This window comes from Bacteroides sp. AF32-8BH, assembly GCF_003435205.1.
GTDB classification, from domain to species: domain Bacteria; phylum Bacteroidota; class Bacteroidia; order Bacteroidales; family Bacteroidaceae; genus Bacteroides; species Bacteroides ovatus.
The window spans coordinates 99,361-116,384 of the sequence record NZ_QVLZ01000009.1; the positions used below are offsets into that span (position 1 = coordinate 99,361).

At 52.0% G+C, this 17,024-nt stretch carries 17 protein-coding genes; 14 read left to right on the forward strand and 3 right to left on the reverse strand.

Features of this window, described 5'->3' with window-relative positions:
• Nucleotides 1-6 precede the first annotated feature (6 nt).
• The 8 genes from DWZ47_RS07995 (at nt 7) to DWZ47_RS08030 (ending at nt 9,414) form a co-directional block, all read left to right on the forward strand.
• A complete protein-coding gene (locus DWZ47_RS07995; RefSeq protein WP_117512744.1) occupies nt 7-1,656 on the forward strand; it encodes a fimbrillin family protein in 1,650 nt (549 codons plus the stop codon).
• 196 nt (nt 1,657-1,852) lie between these two features.
• Complete coding sequence (locus tag DWZ47_RS08000; RefSeq protein ID WP_229115746.1) at nt 1,853-2,095, forward strand: hypothetical protein; 243 nt, start codon at nt 1,853-1,855, stop codon at nt 2,093-2,095.
• A 22-nt stretch (nt 2,096-2,117) separates the two neighbouring features.
• Nucleotides 2,118-4,463, forward strand: coding sequence for a hybrid sensor histidine kinase/response regulator (locus DWZ47_RS08005; RefSeq protein WP_233525022.1), 2,346 nt, complete (start codon nt 2,118-2,120; stop codon nt 4,461-4,463).
• The gene (locus DWZ47_RS08010; protein WP_106624784.1) at nt 4,460-5,767 is read left to right on the forward strand and encodes a sigma-54-dependent transcriptional regulator; all 1,308 of its coding nucleotides are present in this window, start codon (nt 4,460-4,462) and stop codon (nt 5,765-5,767) included. Before DWZ47_RS08005 ends, DWZ47_RS08010 begins: the two co-directional genes overlap by 4 nt.
• Nucleotides 5,768-6,063: 296 nt before the next feature.
• Complete coding sequence (locus DWZ47_RS08015) at nt 6,064-6,483, forward strand: dihydrofolate reductase family protein (protein WP_162864709.1); 420 nt, start codon at nt 6,064-6,066, stop codon at nt 6,481-6,483.
• A 256-nt stretch (nt 6,484-6,739) separates the two neighbouring features.
• Nucleotides 6,740-7,363 carry an RteC domain-containing protein gene (locus DWZ47_RS08020; RefSeq protein ID WP_106624783.1) on the forward strand — a complete coding sequence of 208 codons (624 nt, stop codon included), beginning with the start codon at nt 6,740-6,742 and terminating at the stop codon, nt 7,361-7,363.
• A 147-nt stretch (nt 7,364-7,510) separates the two neighbouring features.
• Complete coding sequence (locus DWZ47_RS08025) at nt 7,511-8,959, forward strand: Fic family protein (RefSeq protein WP_117512747.1); 1,449 nt, start codon at nt 7,511-7,513, stop codon at nt 8,957-8,959.
• 2 nt (nt 8,960-8,961) lie between these two features.
• Nucleotides 8,962-9,414 (forward strand): hypothetical protein, encoded by a 453-nt coding sequence (locus DWZ47_RS08030; protein ID WP_106624781.1) that lies wholly within the window; start codon nt 8,962-8,964, stop codon nt 9,412-9,414.
• 57 nt (nt 9,415-9,471) lie between these two features.
• Here DWZ47_RS08030 and mobC read toward each other — a convergent pair whose 3' ends face one another.
• Genes mobC through mobA form a run of 3 tightly spaced genes read right to left on the reverse strand, consistent with a single transcriptional unit; the run spans nt 9,472 to nt 13,247 of the window.
• Entirely contained in the window at nt 9,472-11,478 is a 2,007-nt protein-coding gene (gene mobC / locus DWZ47_RS08035) for a conjugal transfer protein MobC (RefSeq protein WP_117512749.1), read from the reverse strand.
• A gap of 36 nt (nt 11,479-11,514) precedes the next feature.
• The gene (mobB, locus tag DWZ47_RS08040; RefSeq protein ID WP_106624779.1) at nt 11,515-12,765 is read right to left on the reverse strand and encodes a conjugal transfer protein MobB; all 1,251 of its coding nucleotides are present in this window, start codon (nt 12,763-12,765) and stop codon (nt 11,515-11,517) included.
• On the reverse strand, nt 12,744-13,247 hold the full coding sequence (mobA, locus tag DWZ47_RS08045; protein WP_106624778.1) for a conjugal transfer protein MobA: 504 nt from the start codon (nt 13,245-13,247) through the stop codon (nt 12,744-12,746). The genes mobB and mobA overlap by 22 nt, the downstream gene beginning before the upstream one ends.
• A gap of 419 nt (nt 13,248-13,666) precedes the next feature.
• Here mobA and DWZ47_RS08050 point away from each other — a divergent pair, with 419 nt between their 5' ends.
• From DWZ47_RS08050 to DWZ47_RS08075, 6 genes are all read left to right on the forward strand, one after another.
• On the forward strand, nt 13,667-14,716 hold the full coding sequence (locus DWZ47_RS08050; RefSeq protein ID WP_008655872.1) for a ParA family protein: 1,050 nt from the start codon (nt 13,667-13,669) through the stop codon (nt 14,714-14,716).
• A gap of 2 nt (nt 14,717-14,718) precedes the next feature.
• Complete coding sequence (locus DWZ47_RS08055; protein ID WP_117512751.1) at nt 14,719-15,156, forward strand: DUF3408 domain-containing protein; 438 nt, start codon at nt 14,719-14,721, stop codon at nt 15,154-15,156.
• Between the two features lie 2 nt (nt 15,157-15,158).
• Nucleotides 15,159-15,512 (forward strand): DUF3408 domain-containing protein, encoded by a 354-nt coding sequence (locus DWZ47_RS08060; protein ID WP_008655882.1) that lies wholly within the window; start codon nt 15,159-15,161, stop codon nt 15,510-15,512.
• A 15-nt stretch (nt 15,513-15,527) separates the two neighbouring features.
• Nucleotides 15,528-15,770, forward strand: coding sequence for a DUF3408 domain-containing protein (locus DWZ47_RS08065; protein WP_008655884.1), 243 nt, complete (start codon nt 15,528-15,530; stop codon nt 15,768-15,770).
• A complete protein-coding gene (locus tag DWZ47_RS08070) occupies nt 15,767-16,483 on the forward strand; it encodes a hypothetical protein (protein ID WP_008655886.1) in 717 nt (238 codons plus the stop codon). The genes DWZ47_RS08065 and DWZ47_RS08070 overlap by 4 nt, the downstream gene beginning before the upstream one ends.
• Before the next feature lie 204 nt (nt 16,484-16,687).
• Complete coding sequence (locus DWZ47_RS08075; protein ID WP_008655888.1) at nt 16,688-17,014, forward strand: DUF4134 domain-containing protein; 327 nt, start codon at nt 16,688-16,690, stop codon at nt 17,012-17,014.
• The last annotated feature ends 10 nt before the right edge of the window (nt 17,015-17,024 follow it).

The following is a 17,024-nucleotide window of genomic DNA, read 5'->3' on the forward strand; positions in this document are numbered from 1 at the left end:
AAGAATATGAAGATACAAAACATATACCACCTCTTGCAAGCTGCGTTGCTCCTGCTGCTTGTATCCTGCACGCAAGAAGAGTTCCCTGCCGTGCAAGACAAGGCGCAGCAACTGACAATCTCCGTTACCGATGGCGGATATACATCGGCTGTTGAGAATATGAAAACCCGTGTCGAGACCCGTGCCGTGGAGAACGGCTACACCACCGAGTTCACCGAAGGCGATGCCTGCGGATTCTACATGGTGCGCGGCGGAAAGCCGGTTTATTCAAACGTGAAGCTGACAGCCGAAAAGGATGCCGCCACGGGCGGCATCATGTGGAAAACCGACGGTACGACGCTTGCCGCCGGAATGGATGGAGAGAGCTACTACCTCTACTATCCTTATCAGGCGGACATGGCGGGCAAGACTGCCACACCTGCGGAGGGGGCGGTCATGACCGATGCCGAGTTCTTCAAGCCGCTCATTGATGGCTGGCAACCCGGGGACGACCAGAGCACCCATGCCGCTTACACCGCCTCCGACCTGATGACAGCCGGAGGCTCAACGACAGGGACGGGCAACACCATCCACCTCTCTTTCGCCATGAAACACCGCATGGCGTTGGCCGTCATCGAGATGCCGAAGACCGTTTACAAGTTTATCGACGCGAATGTTCCCGACTACACCGTGGGGGCAGAAGCTACGTTCACAGGCACCGCCAAGCCGCTGCGCATGGCTGACGGCACTTACCGCTACTTGGTGCACTCGTCCATGCCGACTATCGAGGGATGTTATGACGGGGGGAACAGGGAGTTTACCATCACCACGTCCGCGTCCCATCCTGTCGTAGGGGAATACAAGAGATATAAGGTGGACGGCGCGGCGGAAACCATAAAGAACGTCACCTATGCCGAATCGGGCATTGCCCGCATCGGAGACTTCTACTGCACGAAAAATAACGGTACGACGGGGTATCTGATTCCGAAAGAGGCGGACGAAACGACGGTGCAGGCGGCTAAAGTCGTCGGCATCGTTTTCCAGACGGACAAGAGCCGTATCGGTGCAAAGGAAAAAGAGAAGTTAGGCGGAGAAGGTAATGTCCATGGCCTTGTCATGGCTGTGAAGAATATCGCGACAAGACAAGCGTGGGGCCTTTTCGGTATGGATGAGGGGCTTACAACATGCAGGACGAAAGCCGATAACTACAGCGACATCAGTGGTTACGGCAATTGCGAGCATATCCGCGCCAATCGCGGAAACTTCGACCGTTATCCCGCCTTCAAGGCCGCCGACGGCTACAACACGACCTGCCCGGTTCCCACGACTACTACCGGCTGGTATCTTCCTGCATCAGGTCAGTGGTGGGACATCCTGCAAAATTTGGGCGGTTGTACGGCTTTGGCAAAGCCGGATGAACAAGCCTCATCGCAAGACGATGATTTCGGTTGGTCAGGTCAAGGCGATGTTCCCGCTGCTTTAAACGCATGGATGGAGAATATCGCCGTTGGGGACAAGGATACATTCAACAACCTCGTCTCGTTTTGTTCGTCTTCGGAGCACTCGAAGTACCACACATGGTACTGGATTTTGAACAACTTCCAAGGCATGGTGCGCTGCATCTGGGCAAGTAAATTCGACGGCAGTGACAATGTGCGTCCCGTCCTTGCTTTCTGAGAAACCGGTGTACTGACGACTGTTTCCAAAAGCTGTTAGGACAGTATCCGGATAAAGAAAGGAGGAAGTGTTGTATGCTCTTCTTTCTGTTGGGAGAAGAAGAATAGAAAGATATTGTTGAGTTTTGTTGCAGGTCGAGCTTGCAAGGTCTGCCGTGGTGAGAATTTGCTTTTTTAAAGGATAAGAAGTGATACGTATGGAAAAGAAACGAATGCCATTGCAGCATAAAATCATTTTCGGATATATCATCTTAGTGGCGGTCATAGGCAGTATGATCGCCATTTTGATATATGAGCGGCGGCAGATGCGGGAGGTGGAAGGCGGCGTGGCACGGCTGTGGAGGATGTACGAGGACATATACACCACCCATCGCCACGTCACCGGGCTTGCCCTGCAAGGCGAGGCTGCGGCAGGATGGAGTGATGCAGAAAGAAGGTGACGGACAATAAGGAAAACAGGATATGGAAACGGGAATGACAGACAAGAGGCAAGGGAGGCATACTGAACATCTCCGCACGAAGATAGCCGCAGGATATATATTGATATTCCTGCTGGTGGGCGGTATCGTGCATTTATGGGTCGACGAGTGGCGGAAGCTGGAGACATTCGAGACGGAGAATCATCGGATAAACGCCCTGCGTATGGAGGTGCATGACGTGTATGTACGTGTGGTGGAACTCTCCCTGCTCGGCGAGACCGTACTGGAATGGGAGGTGGCGGACGTGGAGGAATACCGGGACAAGCGGCAGGCGGTGGACAGCCTACTCTGCCGCTTCAAAAACATCTACCCTGCGGAGCGTATCGACAGCGTGCGGCGGCTGTTGGAAGACAAGGAGAAGCAACTGTGCGGCATCATGCGTGTGCTTGACGAGCAGGAGGACATCAATGAAAGGATTGCCGAGCGTGTGCCTGTCATCGCATGGAAGAGTACGCAGGAAGAGCCGAAGAAAACGAAGCGCAAGGGACTGTTCGGGATATTCGGCAAGAGGGAAAAGCCGGAACCGACCGCCACAACCACCATGCTCTACACGCTCAACCGTGACATGATAACGCAGCAGAAGGCGCAGAGCCGCCGCCTTTCCGATCACGCCGACAGCCTCGCCGCACGGAACGCGGAACTGAACCACCAACTGCAAACCTTAATCAAGCAGATGGACAAAAAAGTGCAGACCGACCTTTTGAGGAGGGAAGCGGAGATAACCTTCATGCGTGAACGCTCGTTCATGCAGATAGGCGGTCTGACAGGATTTATACTCCTACTGCTGATAATGTCATACATAATCATCCACCGCTACGCCAGACGGATAAGCCGCTACAGGCGTGAGACGACCTCGCTGATAGCGCAACTGAGCGAATCGAATAGTATGAACGGGAAGCTGACCGCCACCCGACAGAAGACGATGTACACTATCACCCATGAGCTGCGTACACCGCTGACCGCCATACACGGCTATGCGGAACTGATACGGAAAAGCGGTACGGCAGAAATCCAACACCATGCGGGAAGCGTGCTGCAAGCCTCCAAGCGGATGATAGCCATGCTCAACTCCCTGTTGAGTTTCTTTCGGTTGGAAAACGGAAAAGAGAGAATGAACATTTCCCCGTTCCGCCTGCAAAGCATAACGGACGTACTTGAAGCAGAGTTCCGACCTATGGCAGAAAGCAAGGATTTGAAACTTATCGTGGAGAACAGTACCGATGTTATTCTTATGGGTGACAAAGAGCGCATCATGCAGATAGGCGACAACCTGCTTTCCAATGCCATAAAGTACACACAAGCCGGAAGCGTATCTTTCCATTCGGGTTATGACGGAAAGACGCTTGCCCTTATCGTGGAGGACACGGGCAGCGGCATGAGCGAGGAAGAACAGCAACGGGTATTCGGTGAGTTTGAACGGCTCTCCAATGCCGCCACGCAGGACGGCTTCGGGCTGGGGCTGTCAATCGTCAAACGCATCGTGGATATGATGCACGGCAAAATCCGTTTGGAAAGCGAAAAAGGCAGGGGCAGCCGTTTCACGGTGGAAGTCCCCATGAATACGGCGGATGGCATTTCCGATGAAGAAAAGTACAAGCCGGAACGCCGTTTTGAACGGTCATTCTCGGTCATTGTGCTGGACGACAACGACATTCTTCTTTCGATGGTAAGGGATATGTACGCCCACTGTGGCATCCGTTGCGATGCGTGTGACAACACGGGTGACTTGATGGAGGCAGTACGCACACGAAATTATGATTTGCTGATTACCGACTTGAAAATGCCGGAAACCAACGGTTACGAGGTGTTGGAACTGTTGCGTTCATCCGACATTGGCAACTCCAAGACCATTCCCGTAATCGTGGCAACCGCTTCCGGCAGTTGTACCGAAGAGGAATTGTTGGCACACGGTTTCACCGCCTGCCTGTTCAAGCCTTTCGATATGGCGGAACTGATAGATGTTTCAGAAAAATGCCTTTTACAGAAAACAGATGTGGAAGAATATCCCGACTTGTCCTCCCTGCTTGCCTATGGGAATAAAACTGCCATGCTCGACCGCCTGATAACCGAAACGGAAAAGGATATGCAAGCCATGAGGGAAGCCTTTGGACGACTTGACCGCAAGGCGTTGGACGAACAGGTACACCGCCTGCGCAGTTCATGGGCGGTAATACGTGCGGACGGACCATTATGGAAACTGCATGAACTTCTGCATCGTGATGAAAAATGTTCCGATGAAGAATTGCGCCATTCCGTAAACGGAGTGTTACGCATGGGTACGGCAATAATCGAACTGGCGAGGAAGGAAAAGAAGGAGGAAGTCAGATGAAAGTGTATGTGATTGAGGATAATCCCGTCTATAACGATTACGTCTGCAACCTGCTGAAAAAGGAGGGCTTCGACACGATGCAGGCATACCATCTTTCAACCGCAAGGAAACTGTTGGCAAAAGCGGAAGATGATGACATCGTGCTTGCAGACTTACGCTTGCTCGACGGTGAGAGTATCGACCTGCTACGCTGGATGCGTGCCAATGGCAAACGGCAACCTTTCATTGTAATGACCGATTACGCCGAGGTACATACGGCGGTGGAGAGTATGAAACTCGGTTCTTCCGACTATATACCCAAACGGCTGGTAGAGGACAAACTCGTTCCGCTTGTCCGTTCACTGCACAAGATGCAGGAAAAGAAGAAACACTCCCAAGTCCCCATCTTCACACGTCAAGGCAAGGCATACCAAGAAATCAAGAGGCGTGTCCGCCTTGTCGCTCCCACACGGTTGAGCGTATTGATACTGGGCGAGAACGGAACGGGCAAGGAGCATATCGCACAGCACATCCACGCCCAAAGCAAGCTGTCGGACAAGCCGTTTGTCCCGGTGGATTGCGGCTCATTGTCCCCGACGCTGGCTCAATCCGCTTTCTTCGGTCACAGGAAAGGGGCTTTCACGGGTGCTGACAACGACAAGACAGGCTATTTTGAGGAAGCCGACGGCGGCACATTGTTCCTTGACGAGGTGGGCAACCTCTCGTTGGAAACACAGCAGATGCTGCTCCGTGCCATACAGGAACGGCGTTACCGTCCCATCGGGGCAAAGGAGGACAAGACCGCCAATGTGCGGATAGTGGTGGCGACCAACGAGGACTTACAGAAAGCTGTAGCCGATAAACGGTTTCGGGAAGATTTGTTCTACCGCCTGAAAGAATACACGATAACAGTACCGCCATTGCGTGATTGCCAAGAAGACATACTGTCATTGGCGGAGTTTTTCCGTGAAACGGCAAACAAGGAGTTGGGACGCAACATTAAAGGCTTCACAGTCACCGCCCGTAACGCCCTGCTCACCTATCCGTGGCCGGGCAACGTGCGTGAATTGAAGCAAACCATTCAGACGGCGGTACTGCAAGCCCAAAACGATACCATAACCGTGGATGATCTGGAAATCGGCAGTGAACAAACGACCTTTCCTACCAGTTTTACATTAAGGAATGATGAGGAGGACAAAGAACGCATCCTGCGTGCCTTGAAACAGGCAAAAGGGAACAAGAAACTCGCCGCCAAGATGCTCGGCATCGGCAGATCAACGCTGTATAACAAGCTGGACGAATATGGATTGAACGAAGAAAACTGACCGGATATGCCTGCAAATGAAGATAATTCGCTATCTTTGCGGCATATTTAAGAGAAAAGCAGGCGACTGGGAAGCCATTCGCCGATGATATATAGACATAAGACCGCAAGGCGTTTCTGATGGGAATCTGGAAAATTAACATCGAAAGAAAACATTGCGTGATTGCTTATGCTATGCCTACGCATAGCGTGCATTCACCTATTTTCTTTCAAGGCATTCCAGAGCCTCCATCAGAAGTAGCGTGGATTGCACGCTACTTTTTTTGCCTCGCCGCAAACGATAAAAAGGAAACCATTATGGGAAAGGTACAGATACTTGCCATACTTTCGATGGACGGATGCCTTTCGGAGCTGAACCCTAAAAAACGGTTGTTCAGGAGCCCCGAAGACTACGGTATGGAGGAGATACGGGGCAAAGCCCTTTACAGGCTGACACCCGACTACACCATTTCGATACTGCAAGACCAGCGGGAGAAAGAGGACGACACCTGCTATCTGCTGGAAGCGGATGCAAAGACAGTGGGATATGCCAACGGGCTGATACGGATGAACGCGGTGGATGAGATCATCATCTATATCATGCCGTGCATCATCGGAACCGGCGACCACTTTTTCAAGTCCGGCCTGTTCCCGACTGACTGGACATTGGCGGAGAACCGGAAATATGGTGGCGGCATAATCCGCCTGACATACCGGAGAAACAGGAAACGCCGTTGAGATACCGATGTGTCCGGCCTGTGGACACATTTTTAAGGGATGCGTGCCCGAAAAATGCACAGATGCCCAAAGTCTGGACACATTTTTCAGAGGCAAAAATCCGGGTTAAAAATATTTTTCAACCTTATACAACTGTAAGCCAGTGTGATACCGAATCATACCGGCTTTTTTCCTGCTTGTCGGTGAACACTTTGCACTATCAGTATATGTGCGCACACTGACAATCAAGTGTTAAACCCTCAAACAGGAAAAGAAAATGAACTACCTCATACTGGCGGAAACCGAGTTTTTCGCCCTGATAAACGGAGCCGGGAACGGCAACAACATGGAAGCTGCCTATAACGGCTTTGTGGAATCGGTCATATCACTGTGCTACGGGAACGGCAATAGTGCAGATGCCGCAATCGCAATGGCTTACGCCGAAAACGAATTGCAGCACCATCATACACTGTATGAAGATTCAGAGAACAGCGTGAATCTGTTTGTCCGCAAAGCCCTCTCCTTCATACGGAAGATGCAGAAACACGCTGCCGCAGACCACATCCAAGTGCCACCACTATCCGCTATCCGTACCTCCACCAATAACACGACCGAAAACCCGGCCTCGCCCCTGCAATGGACGGGCAACGCCATCGACCTCGTGGAACTTATCTACGGCATCAATGAAATGGGCTGTATCAACAACGGTGAAATGCCGCTCAAACAGCTTGCCCCGCTCCTGTACCGGATATTCGGCATCGAAGCCAAAGACTGCTACCGTTTCTACATCGACATCAAACGCCGGAAGAACGAAAGCCGCACTTATTTCCTTGACAGGATGCAGGAGAAACTCAACCGAAAGATTCTGCGTGACGAGGAGCTGGAACGGATGAGAAGATAGTCTGTACCATAGACAAGACAGAGGGTGACGGGGTGTCATCCTCTGATTTTTTATAGGCTATCCATGCCATGCAGATACTTTTCTCCATCTATTCGCCCGAAAGCCAGCGAAAAACACTACATTTGCATTTACGTTACAGATTCATATATGATTATAGAAAACCTCGATATAGTAAAACGGCTGATTGACGAAAAGGAAAACGGGCAGGTGGAGTTCAAGGAAACCACCGGTCAGTTGGAGCGCGGCATGGAAACCCTTTGCGCCTTCCTGAACGGGAACGGCGGCACGGTGCTGTTCGGTGTGAACGACAAGGGAAAGATTATCGGACAGGAAGTGAGCGACAAGACCAAACGGGATATGGCGGAGGCCATCAACCGACTGGAGCCGGTAGCAATGGTACGAATATCTTATGCTCCACTGCCGGACAGTGAGAAGAAAGTAATTATTTTCCGTGTTGAAGATTCAACGCTCAACCGTCCGTTCTGCTATAAAGGGCGACCCTATATGCGTGTGGAAAGCGCGACAACAACGATGCCGCAGACTGCATATAATGACTTGCTGTTGCAGCGTGACGGTAACAGATACCGCTGGGAACTTTTAGAGAACAGAAACCTAACCTTGCAGCACTTGGACACCAACGAGGTGTTGAAGACAGTAAGGTTAGGTATAGAATGCGGCCGTCTGCCGGAGGATACAGGTACTGACGTTCCTGCCATATTAGGGAAGTTCGGGCTATTGAAAGACGGGGTGTTGAACAATGCGGCAGCCGTGCTGTTTGGAAAACATGAGGATATGGAATATCCCCAATGCCTGCTCCGGTTGGCACGTTTCAAGGGCACGGACAAAACTGTATTCATGGACAGCCAACGCATTCAGGGGAACTTTTTCCAACTGCTCAACGCGGCAATGGCATTTATATTCAAGCATCTTTCCTTGTCCGGCACAACCGACACATTGGAACGGGAGGAGCATCTGACCATCCCCTACAAGGCGATAAGAGAAGGAGTGTTGAACAGCCTTACCCACAGGTCGTACAAAGAAGCCGGCGGTTCGGTGGGCATAGCCATTTATGATGACCGCGTGGAGATAGAAAACCCCGGCACTTTCCCGCCCGACTGGGATGCGGAGAAAATGAGGTCAGAGCATGAATCGAAACCACAAAATCCATTGTTGGCCAATGTCCTGTACAAGCGGAAGGTTCTGGAAAGCTGGGGACGCGGCATAGGACTGATGATGTCCGAGTGTCGCAAAGCCGGATTGCCCGAACCTGAATACAGGATATGGGCGGACAGTGTAACGCTGATATTCAAATGTGAGGTTACAAACCGACCAAGCACCGACCAGGCACCGACCAAGTACCGACCAAGCACCGACCAAGTCCTTGCTTTGGTGAAAATACTGAATGAGCGTGAGTTGTCCGTAAAAGAAATAATGGAGGCATTGGAACTGAACCATCGCCCCACATTCAGGACAAACTACTTGCATCCTGCATTGAATGAGGGCTATGTCATACCATTGTATCCGGAACAGCCGAGCCATCCGAAACAGAAATACCGCCTTACAGAGAAAGGCTTGGAATTGTTGAAACAGCAATAGGCATGGCGAAAAAGAAGAAAAAACAGCAGGGGCACTATTGCCGTATCTGCGGCGACTACAAGGCGAACGAGAAGTTCAGCGGCAAAGGTCACGCGCAACATATCTGCAAGAGTTGCATGTCCGCCATGCGCAGCGGCAAGAATCCGGAGGATATTCTGCCGGAGCCGTTGCCCGTGAGCCGTGAAACGACACGTTTCAAGAAACTGGACAAAGAGGGAAAAGCCGTGTTAAAAGCGTTTATTTCCGAAGTGGTAACCGAATACTGGCAGGAAAACAGACAGATACCGTTTGCGGAAAGTTTTTCCGAACTTAAAAAGTATATTATCGGAACCTATGATGAGGAATGCGGCATACTCCTGAAAGATGACGCGGAACTGAAGACCTACTTTCAGACCCATACGATAACGACCATAAACAAACTGCTGAAAGAAGAGAATCCGAAAAACGAAGGGTAAAGATAACCGGCGGAACAAGGTATCAAACTTGCCCCGCCCGTTTTTGTCGCCTACCGGTTATTTCTGCTGCAACAGATGTTTCAGATTTTCGTCACCCGCGATACGCTCCAGCTCGTCTTTCACGATCTGTTTCACCTCCTCCTTGATGCGCCTGTAATTCGCCTGTACCGTTTCTTTCATGCAGTCGTTGCCGTTTTCGTCAGTAAAATCGGTAATGACGGGTATCGGCTTGTAGGCTTTCTCCTCGCGCTTCACCTTCCCTGCATCCACGACAATCTCACAGTGGAAAATCTTCTGCTCGATACGCTCGCCATAGTTGTCGGACACCGAACCGACAAACATTCCCTGTGTCAAGCCGGAAATCTTGCTCGGCGGGATAAGCGCGTCCATCTGCGTGTTGATGGAGGTGGAAACATCCTGCCGGTTTATGGAGATGGACTGCCGCTTCTGCAACACCTTTCCAAACCGCTCCGAAAGCGTCTTGGCGGTATCGCCCACCACCTGACCGGAGAAGATGTTGCCTACGGTATTCATCACCACGGCGGCCTCCTTGTCACCGTAGTCACGTTTCAACTGCGAGAAGTCCTGAAATCCCAGACACACGGCAACCTTGTTGCTTCGCGCGGTGGCGATAAGGTTGTCCAGCCCCTTGAAGTATATAGTGGGTAGCTCGTCGATGATGACCGATGACTTCAACATACCTTTCTTGTTGATGAGCTTGACGATACGGGAATTATACAGACCGAGAGCCGCCCCGTAGATGTTCTGACGGTCGGGGTTATTACCCACACAGAGTATTTTCGGTTCTTTCGGATTATTGATGTCCAGCGTAAACTCGCTGTCCGACATCACCCAATAGAGCTGTGGGGAAATCATACGTGACAACGGGATTTTCGCCGATGCGATCTGCCCCATCAACTGCTCGGCTGCCCCTCCGAGCCATGCGTCCATGAACGGTGAAAGATAGTTCTCCAGTTCAGGATAAGAGGTCAGAATCGGGAAAATATCCTCGTAACGGCGGTTCAGGAACTCGATGGCATGGGGGAACGTGCAATACTTGCCATTCTGAAAAATTTTGAGATACCAGATGATAGCCGCGAAGAGAATGATTGGCGATTCCACAAAGAAGTCGCCCTGCTTCTGCACCCAACTTTTATTTAAGTTGAGCATAATAGTATAGGCACTCTCGTAAGCGTCCGTTATGTCCTCCATGAAATCCGGGTGAATGGGATTACAACGGTGCGAGCGTCGCGGGTCGTCAAAGTTTATCACGTAGAACTTCGGCTTCACCTTGTAGCCCTCCGGGTGGTTCAGCAGATGGTTATAGGCAATAGTCGAAAGGTCAGGATACTTGAAGTCGTAGATGTATTGACTAAATCCCTTCTCAATCTGCTGCTTGATAAAATTATTTACAACCGCGTATGACTTCCCGCTGCCCGGCGTACCCAACACGATGGACGCCCGAAAGGGATTAACCACGTTGATCCAGCCGTTGTTCCAACGTTTCTTGTAATAGAAGCGTGTGGGCAGATTGACCGAATACTCGCTTTCGATGAGCCGTGTCTCCTGCATGAAGCTCTCGTTCTCGTCGTTGAACACATCGTCCATCAGGTTGTGCTTCAACAGGCGGCTCATCCACAGACCGCCCATCAGCAGGCAGACATAGCCCGCCGAGAGGGTGAAGATGTACAGCCCGGCGATAGCTTCCACCGGCAGCGGCAACACCAGTATCCACCAGTTGAGGAAGAACAGCACGAACCCTGCGGCAAGCATCGTCCATATCTTTTCCCAAGTGATTTTCTCCCCTTTCACGCCTTTCGTCCCCAGACAGGACAGGGCAAGCAGGAGGACGGCGAACAGCTTCGTGTAGAGGATAGTACGGAACAGCCCCGCCGTGCGGTCGAAGTTCATCAGTATCCTGTCCACCACGCCGATGTCCACACCCCACAGCCGTATGGCTTCGTAGCAGAACCAGTACACGTTCATGACCACTAAAATAATACTCACGGCACGCAGGAAATCCATGATTTTCGCCAGTGCCCTCAAATCGTCTTCTTGTGACATAAATTGAAAATTTTTGATTGTTCGTTGATACTTTGTTTACATTCCCAAGCCCTTGCGTCTCTTCTTTTTTCTCTTGCGCTGCATCGCCCGGATAAAGGCTTCCTCCTCGGCATCCACAGCCGGACCCTCGGGTGAAAGCAAGCCGACACCGCCAACCGTGTTCTCATAATCCGGAGCGGTCTGCCCGTGCTGTTCCTCCCCGGTTTCCAGCGGAATGGACAGTGGAATCGGCGGCTGTCCGGCGTAAGGCAGCGTGAAATGTTCCTGCAAGGCATTGGCCGAAAGTTCCTTGCCCATGCGAGAGCCGTTCAACACGCATCCCGTGCGGTGGTCGATGAACGTGGCCCCATAGATGCGCCCTTCCTCCGTGTAACGCAATATGGTGTCGATGCCCTTGGCTTTGAGCATGGCGATGAACTTTTCCTTGTCATACGTTGCGGCAAGTACGGAAAGGACGGTGCGCTTCGTCATGTCGGCGAGCTTTTTATCCTTGACCTCTTGCTTGGAGCGAACAAACTTCCTTTCTACGGCTTCATAGCCGACAGCCTTTCCGAAAAGTGAGGATTTGAACGGGTTGCCTACCTTATTGCCGGCATCGTCCGTAGCGGAGTACACCAATCCATAATACTCACGCCCGCGCACATTGCCCCGCACTTCCTCCACCGTCACATTATACAAGGAAAGAAGGGCGCGGTATTCGCCCATCGTCTGGAAACGGTACTGCTTGTTGAGAGCCTTGACCGTGTTCCCCACCTGCCTCTTCACATCGCCAGCCGAAGCGTCCACCTTGTGCAGCGGCGTGTCAAGACGTGGTTTCCTCCGCTCCGCATCGTGAAGCCCGTACTTCCGTTCCAGCTCGCGGGTTATCTGCTTGCTCCGGTAGAAGTTATTGCGCATGTCTATACTCCTGCCGTTCCCGTCCACCCTGACCGTCACGATATGCAGGTGGTGGCGGTCGATGTCCTCGTGCTTGAAAACAAGGTAAGGCTGGTTGCCGAACCCCATCTTTTCCAGATACTCGCGGGCGATGTCCTGCAATTCCGTGTCGGTCAGCACATCCTCGGGATGCGGATTCAGCGAGATATGCACCACCGGCTTTTCCACTTTCATCTGCGGCGGCAGGAAGGTGAGAAAGCCCTCCATCGCCTTGTTGATGTCCACCGTCCCCGTGCCGTCATTGAAGATGCGGTTGGTGGTAAGCAGCCTGCCTTTCGCTTCGTTAATCTTCTCCCCGTTGTAGGCGAGTGCGCCGTACAACGAGTTCCCTACACTGATTTTTGCGACCATTTCGCCTCCATTTGAGTTTCACTCTTCTTCAAACGCGACTCGGCAGAGTCCAAACCAGTTTGGCTCTGCTCTCGCTGCTCTTTCAGTTCCCTTGAAAGTTCCACAATCTCACGGCTCAATTTCACGAGTTCCACGGTCTGTTGCTCCAGTTTGTAGAGCAACGCCATCGCCTTTTTCTCGGAGAAATGGCAGCGCAACTCCTTCACGACTTGGTTGTAGTTCGTGCCTATCGCGCGGAACTGCGCATGAAAATCGGATAGTTTGGTGTAGTAATCCACCAACGTCTTGTCCACTTTCAGCACCTTGAACGGCTGCCCGAAGAAGTGCGCCTTGATGAAAACCGACTTGGCGTAAACGCCCGACTTCTCGAACATGGCGAGGAAACGGTTGTGTTCCTCTTCATTGAAACGGATGGTGTAGCGATGCACCGCCGGATCGAGTTTGGGATTTCTCCCGGTCTTGTTCTTTCTTTTCTCACTCATATAATTTGGATTTAGCGGTTTGACGGCATAAGCCGCCGCTTAGGGGCACAGCCACCGCAGGTTTGAAAGGCTTCCCGACTTCGGAGGGGAAGCCCGCCCCCCGGGGGCAAGGCGTTTTCATGGCTGCTCAAAATGTTTTGAGCGGCTGAAAACATACCTTGCTATGTTCAGGCGAACATAAAAATCCGCCTTCGGACGGATTGGGGGAATGCCTTTCAAACTCCGGGCTGCGCCACCTGCGGCGTACCCTGCCGTTCGGGTGCAAAGTTAGGGCGATAAAGCCATGTATGACAGAGGTGTAAGTGTGCCAGATAGTGCCAACCGGCGCAACATGCTGCCACTTGCCGGAGAAGTGATGCAGATTCAAAAATATCATTGTTTATTTGCAGCGTGATTCAAGAAACGAACGATTTGAAGATATGAGAAACGGAACATTAAAATACCCGCAAAACCGCTTCGTCAAGCATTTGCCGAAACGGATTTCCAAACAATCGGCAATTCGGTTGTCCGACGATTTGGTGAAGTATGGATTCAATGACTTCATGACGCAATGCCGTCATTCACCGTTTGTCCGGTGCAACGTTTCACCACAGAACCGGATACGTGACGACCCGCCGGCGCGTGTAATCACGGAAGCGGATGGCGCGACAGCCAAATCCGCAAGGAAACAGAAAATTCAATCATCAACAATTAAAACAAATGGAACCATGAACAAGGAAATCTTCGTTGCATTCGCAACACAAAAAGGAGGCATCGGCAAATCCACCGTCACGGCACTTGCCGCCAGCTACCTCCACAACGTGAAAGGCTACAATGTCGCCGTCGTGGACTGCGACGACCCGCAGCACAGCATCCACGGCCTGCGTGAGCATGAAACGGGACTCATCGACAGCAGCACCTATTTCAAGGCTCTCGCGTGCGACCATTTCCGCAAAATCAGGAAGAACGCCTACACCATCATCAAAAGCGATGCGGTGAACGCCCTCGACGACGCTGAAAGAATGGTTGCCGCCGAGGATGTGAAACCCGATGTGGTGTTCTTCGACATGCCGGGGACACTCCGGAGCAACGGCGTGATAAAGACGCTCTCGCAGATGGACTATATCTTCACACCCCTTAGCGCTGACCGTTTTGTCGTGGAGAGCACCCTGAAATTCGTCACGATGTTCCGCGACAGGCTGATGACGACCGGACAGGCGAAGACAAAAGGACTGTACCTGTTCTGGACGATGGTGGACGGCAGGGAGCGGAACGACCTGTACGGCATCTACGAGGAGGTGATTGCCGAAATGGGCTTCCCGGTGCTTTCCACCCGCCTGCCCGACAGCAAGAAGTTCCGCCGCGACTTGTCGGAAGAGCGCAAGAGCGTGTTCCGCTCGACCATCTTCCCAATGGACACCTCCCTGTTGAAGGGGAGCGGCATCCGTGAGTTTTCCGAGGAGATAAGTGACATCATCAGACCGCAGTGAGCATGGGCAGCAGGAAAGTGAACACGGAAGGCATCGACGAGGAGCTGTTGCTTGCCTCCATCGGGCGGCGCACCCTTGACGGGACATCGCGCCCCACGCAGGAAGTTCCCGTAGCACCGGCCGGAGAAAGCACCGCCGTACCGGAGCCGCCACCCGCGCCACCCGTGACCCGGGAGAAAGCGCAGAGGGACGGCATCCGCCGGAAAAGGCCGGAAGAGGACTATAATGAGCTGTTCCTGCGCCGCAACGAGATAAAGACCCGCCAGTGTGTCTATATCAGCCGCGATGTTCACGGTAAAATCCTCAAGATAGTGAACGATATCGCCGGAGGGGACATCCCGGTAGGCGGCTATGTGGATACCGTGTTGCGCCGGCATCTGGAGCAGCACAAAGAGAGAATAAACGAATTATACAAAAAACAACGTGAAGATTTGATTTGAATATGATAAAGGAAAAGAACCCTAAGAGAAGATTGCCGCAACAAGGCGGTAACGGTATGTTTGCCCAAGTGCAGACGAGTGTGGAGATTACATCGTCCATTTCAATCCATGGCAAATGCAGCGAGAAAGAGTATGAACGGCTGTTCATCCGAGAACCCGAAGTAAAGGCGCGTGAGGGGAAGATGGCGTATGTGCGCCCGGAGTTCCACGAACGCATCATGCGCATCACCCGCGTGATCGGGCATGACAGGCTGTCTCTGTCCGCCTACATCGACCATGTGCTTGCGCACCATTTCAAACAATGCGAGGAGGCGATAAAAAGCCATTACGCAAAGAATTACAATCCGGTATTTTAACCATCAAAAAGAAACATGAAAAGAAAAAAGAATGATTGTCGCGCCTTCCTGAAAAAATCAGGCTTCAAGGCAAGGGACGGGAAACAGGTGTACATCAGCAAGGATATTCATGACAAGATAGCCATGATTGTCCGCCTGCTTGGTAATGGAGAAGTCACGATTGCCGATTTCACCGAGAACGTGGTAAGGGAATACCTCCGTACCCACCGTGACGAGCTGAACCGTATGTTGAACGCAGTCCCCAAAGTAGAACTATGAGCATGACGATGATTCTGCTGGCCGTATCGGTCGGCTGCAACCTCTGGTTCCTGTTCCTGCTACTCTATGACCGCATTATGGACACAAAGATTGCCCGTTTCTTCAAGGGCATTGTGAAAGTATGGAGGTCGTTGGAAGAAACGGAAAAAGGGCGGCAAACGGCACACACCAAACTTCCTGCGAGTGACAATGACATCATGGGCAAGAGCCGTTTCAAAATGGCATCAACCCGGACAAACGCTGCCATACCGGTGCAGGAAGCTGCCATTTCGGAAAAAGGCATTGAGCTGTCGGAGGAAGAGGCTACTTTTGACGACGGAAACAGGAAAGCCGCCACCCATTCCACACAAGTCCCGGAGGACAAGCTCGAAGAAACCTTCACGAGCATGACACCGGAGGAGATGGAATACGGGGAAGACGAGCCGGAGGACGACGCTTCGGACGCACCTCGGGCATCGGGAAGCAGTTTTGACGAGATTGACGATGCGGTAAGGACAGCCAAGAACCCGGAGGCGACCCGTACAGAGCGTGAAAAGGCGGCAAAGGTCTTCGCCGACATGGAAGGCACGGAGCTGTACGACAAAATGATGGAAGGCTCCTCGGAGATAGCTGTCCGTATCAAGGGGCTTATCGAAATCCGGCTGAAGAAGCCTAAAAAGGAGTTCGTCGTGCCTGACAACATCGAGGAGTTCGACATCCGCAACTATGTGTAACGACAACTAAAAAAAGAAATGGAAATGAAAACGTAAAACGACACCCATGCGGCGAGGAAGCGCAAGGCGCATCCGGTTCGCAACGGACAGCCCAAGTCCGTGGAAACAAACGGGCATACCACTGAACCAAAGAAAAGTAATCAAGTATCAACCGCCCGACAAAGGACCATCCACTCTTTCGACGGCACAAAACAAGAACATTTTATGAACAAGAACATCAAGAACGCTTTGACAAGCAAGAAATCAATCCTTTCAGCGACACTTGCCATCGCCGCCACCGTCTCCGTTTTCGCACAGGGCAACGGTCTGGCAGGCATCACGGAAGCCACCTCTATGGTCACCAGCTATTTTGATCCGGGCACTAAGCTCATTTACGCCATCGGCGCGGTAGTCGGGCTTATCGGAGGCGTGAAAGTGTACGGGAAATTCTCTTCGGGAGACCCCGACACGAGCAAGACTGCCGCCTCATGGTTCGGAGCCTGCATCTTCCTGATTGTAGCCGCCACCATCCTGCGCTCGTTCTTCCTTTAATATGATAATG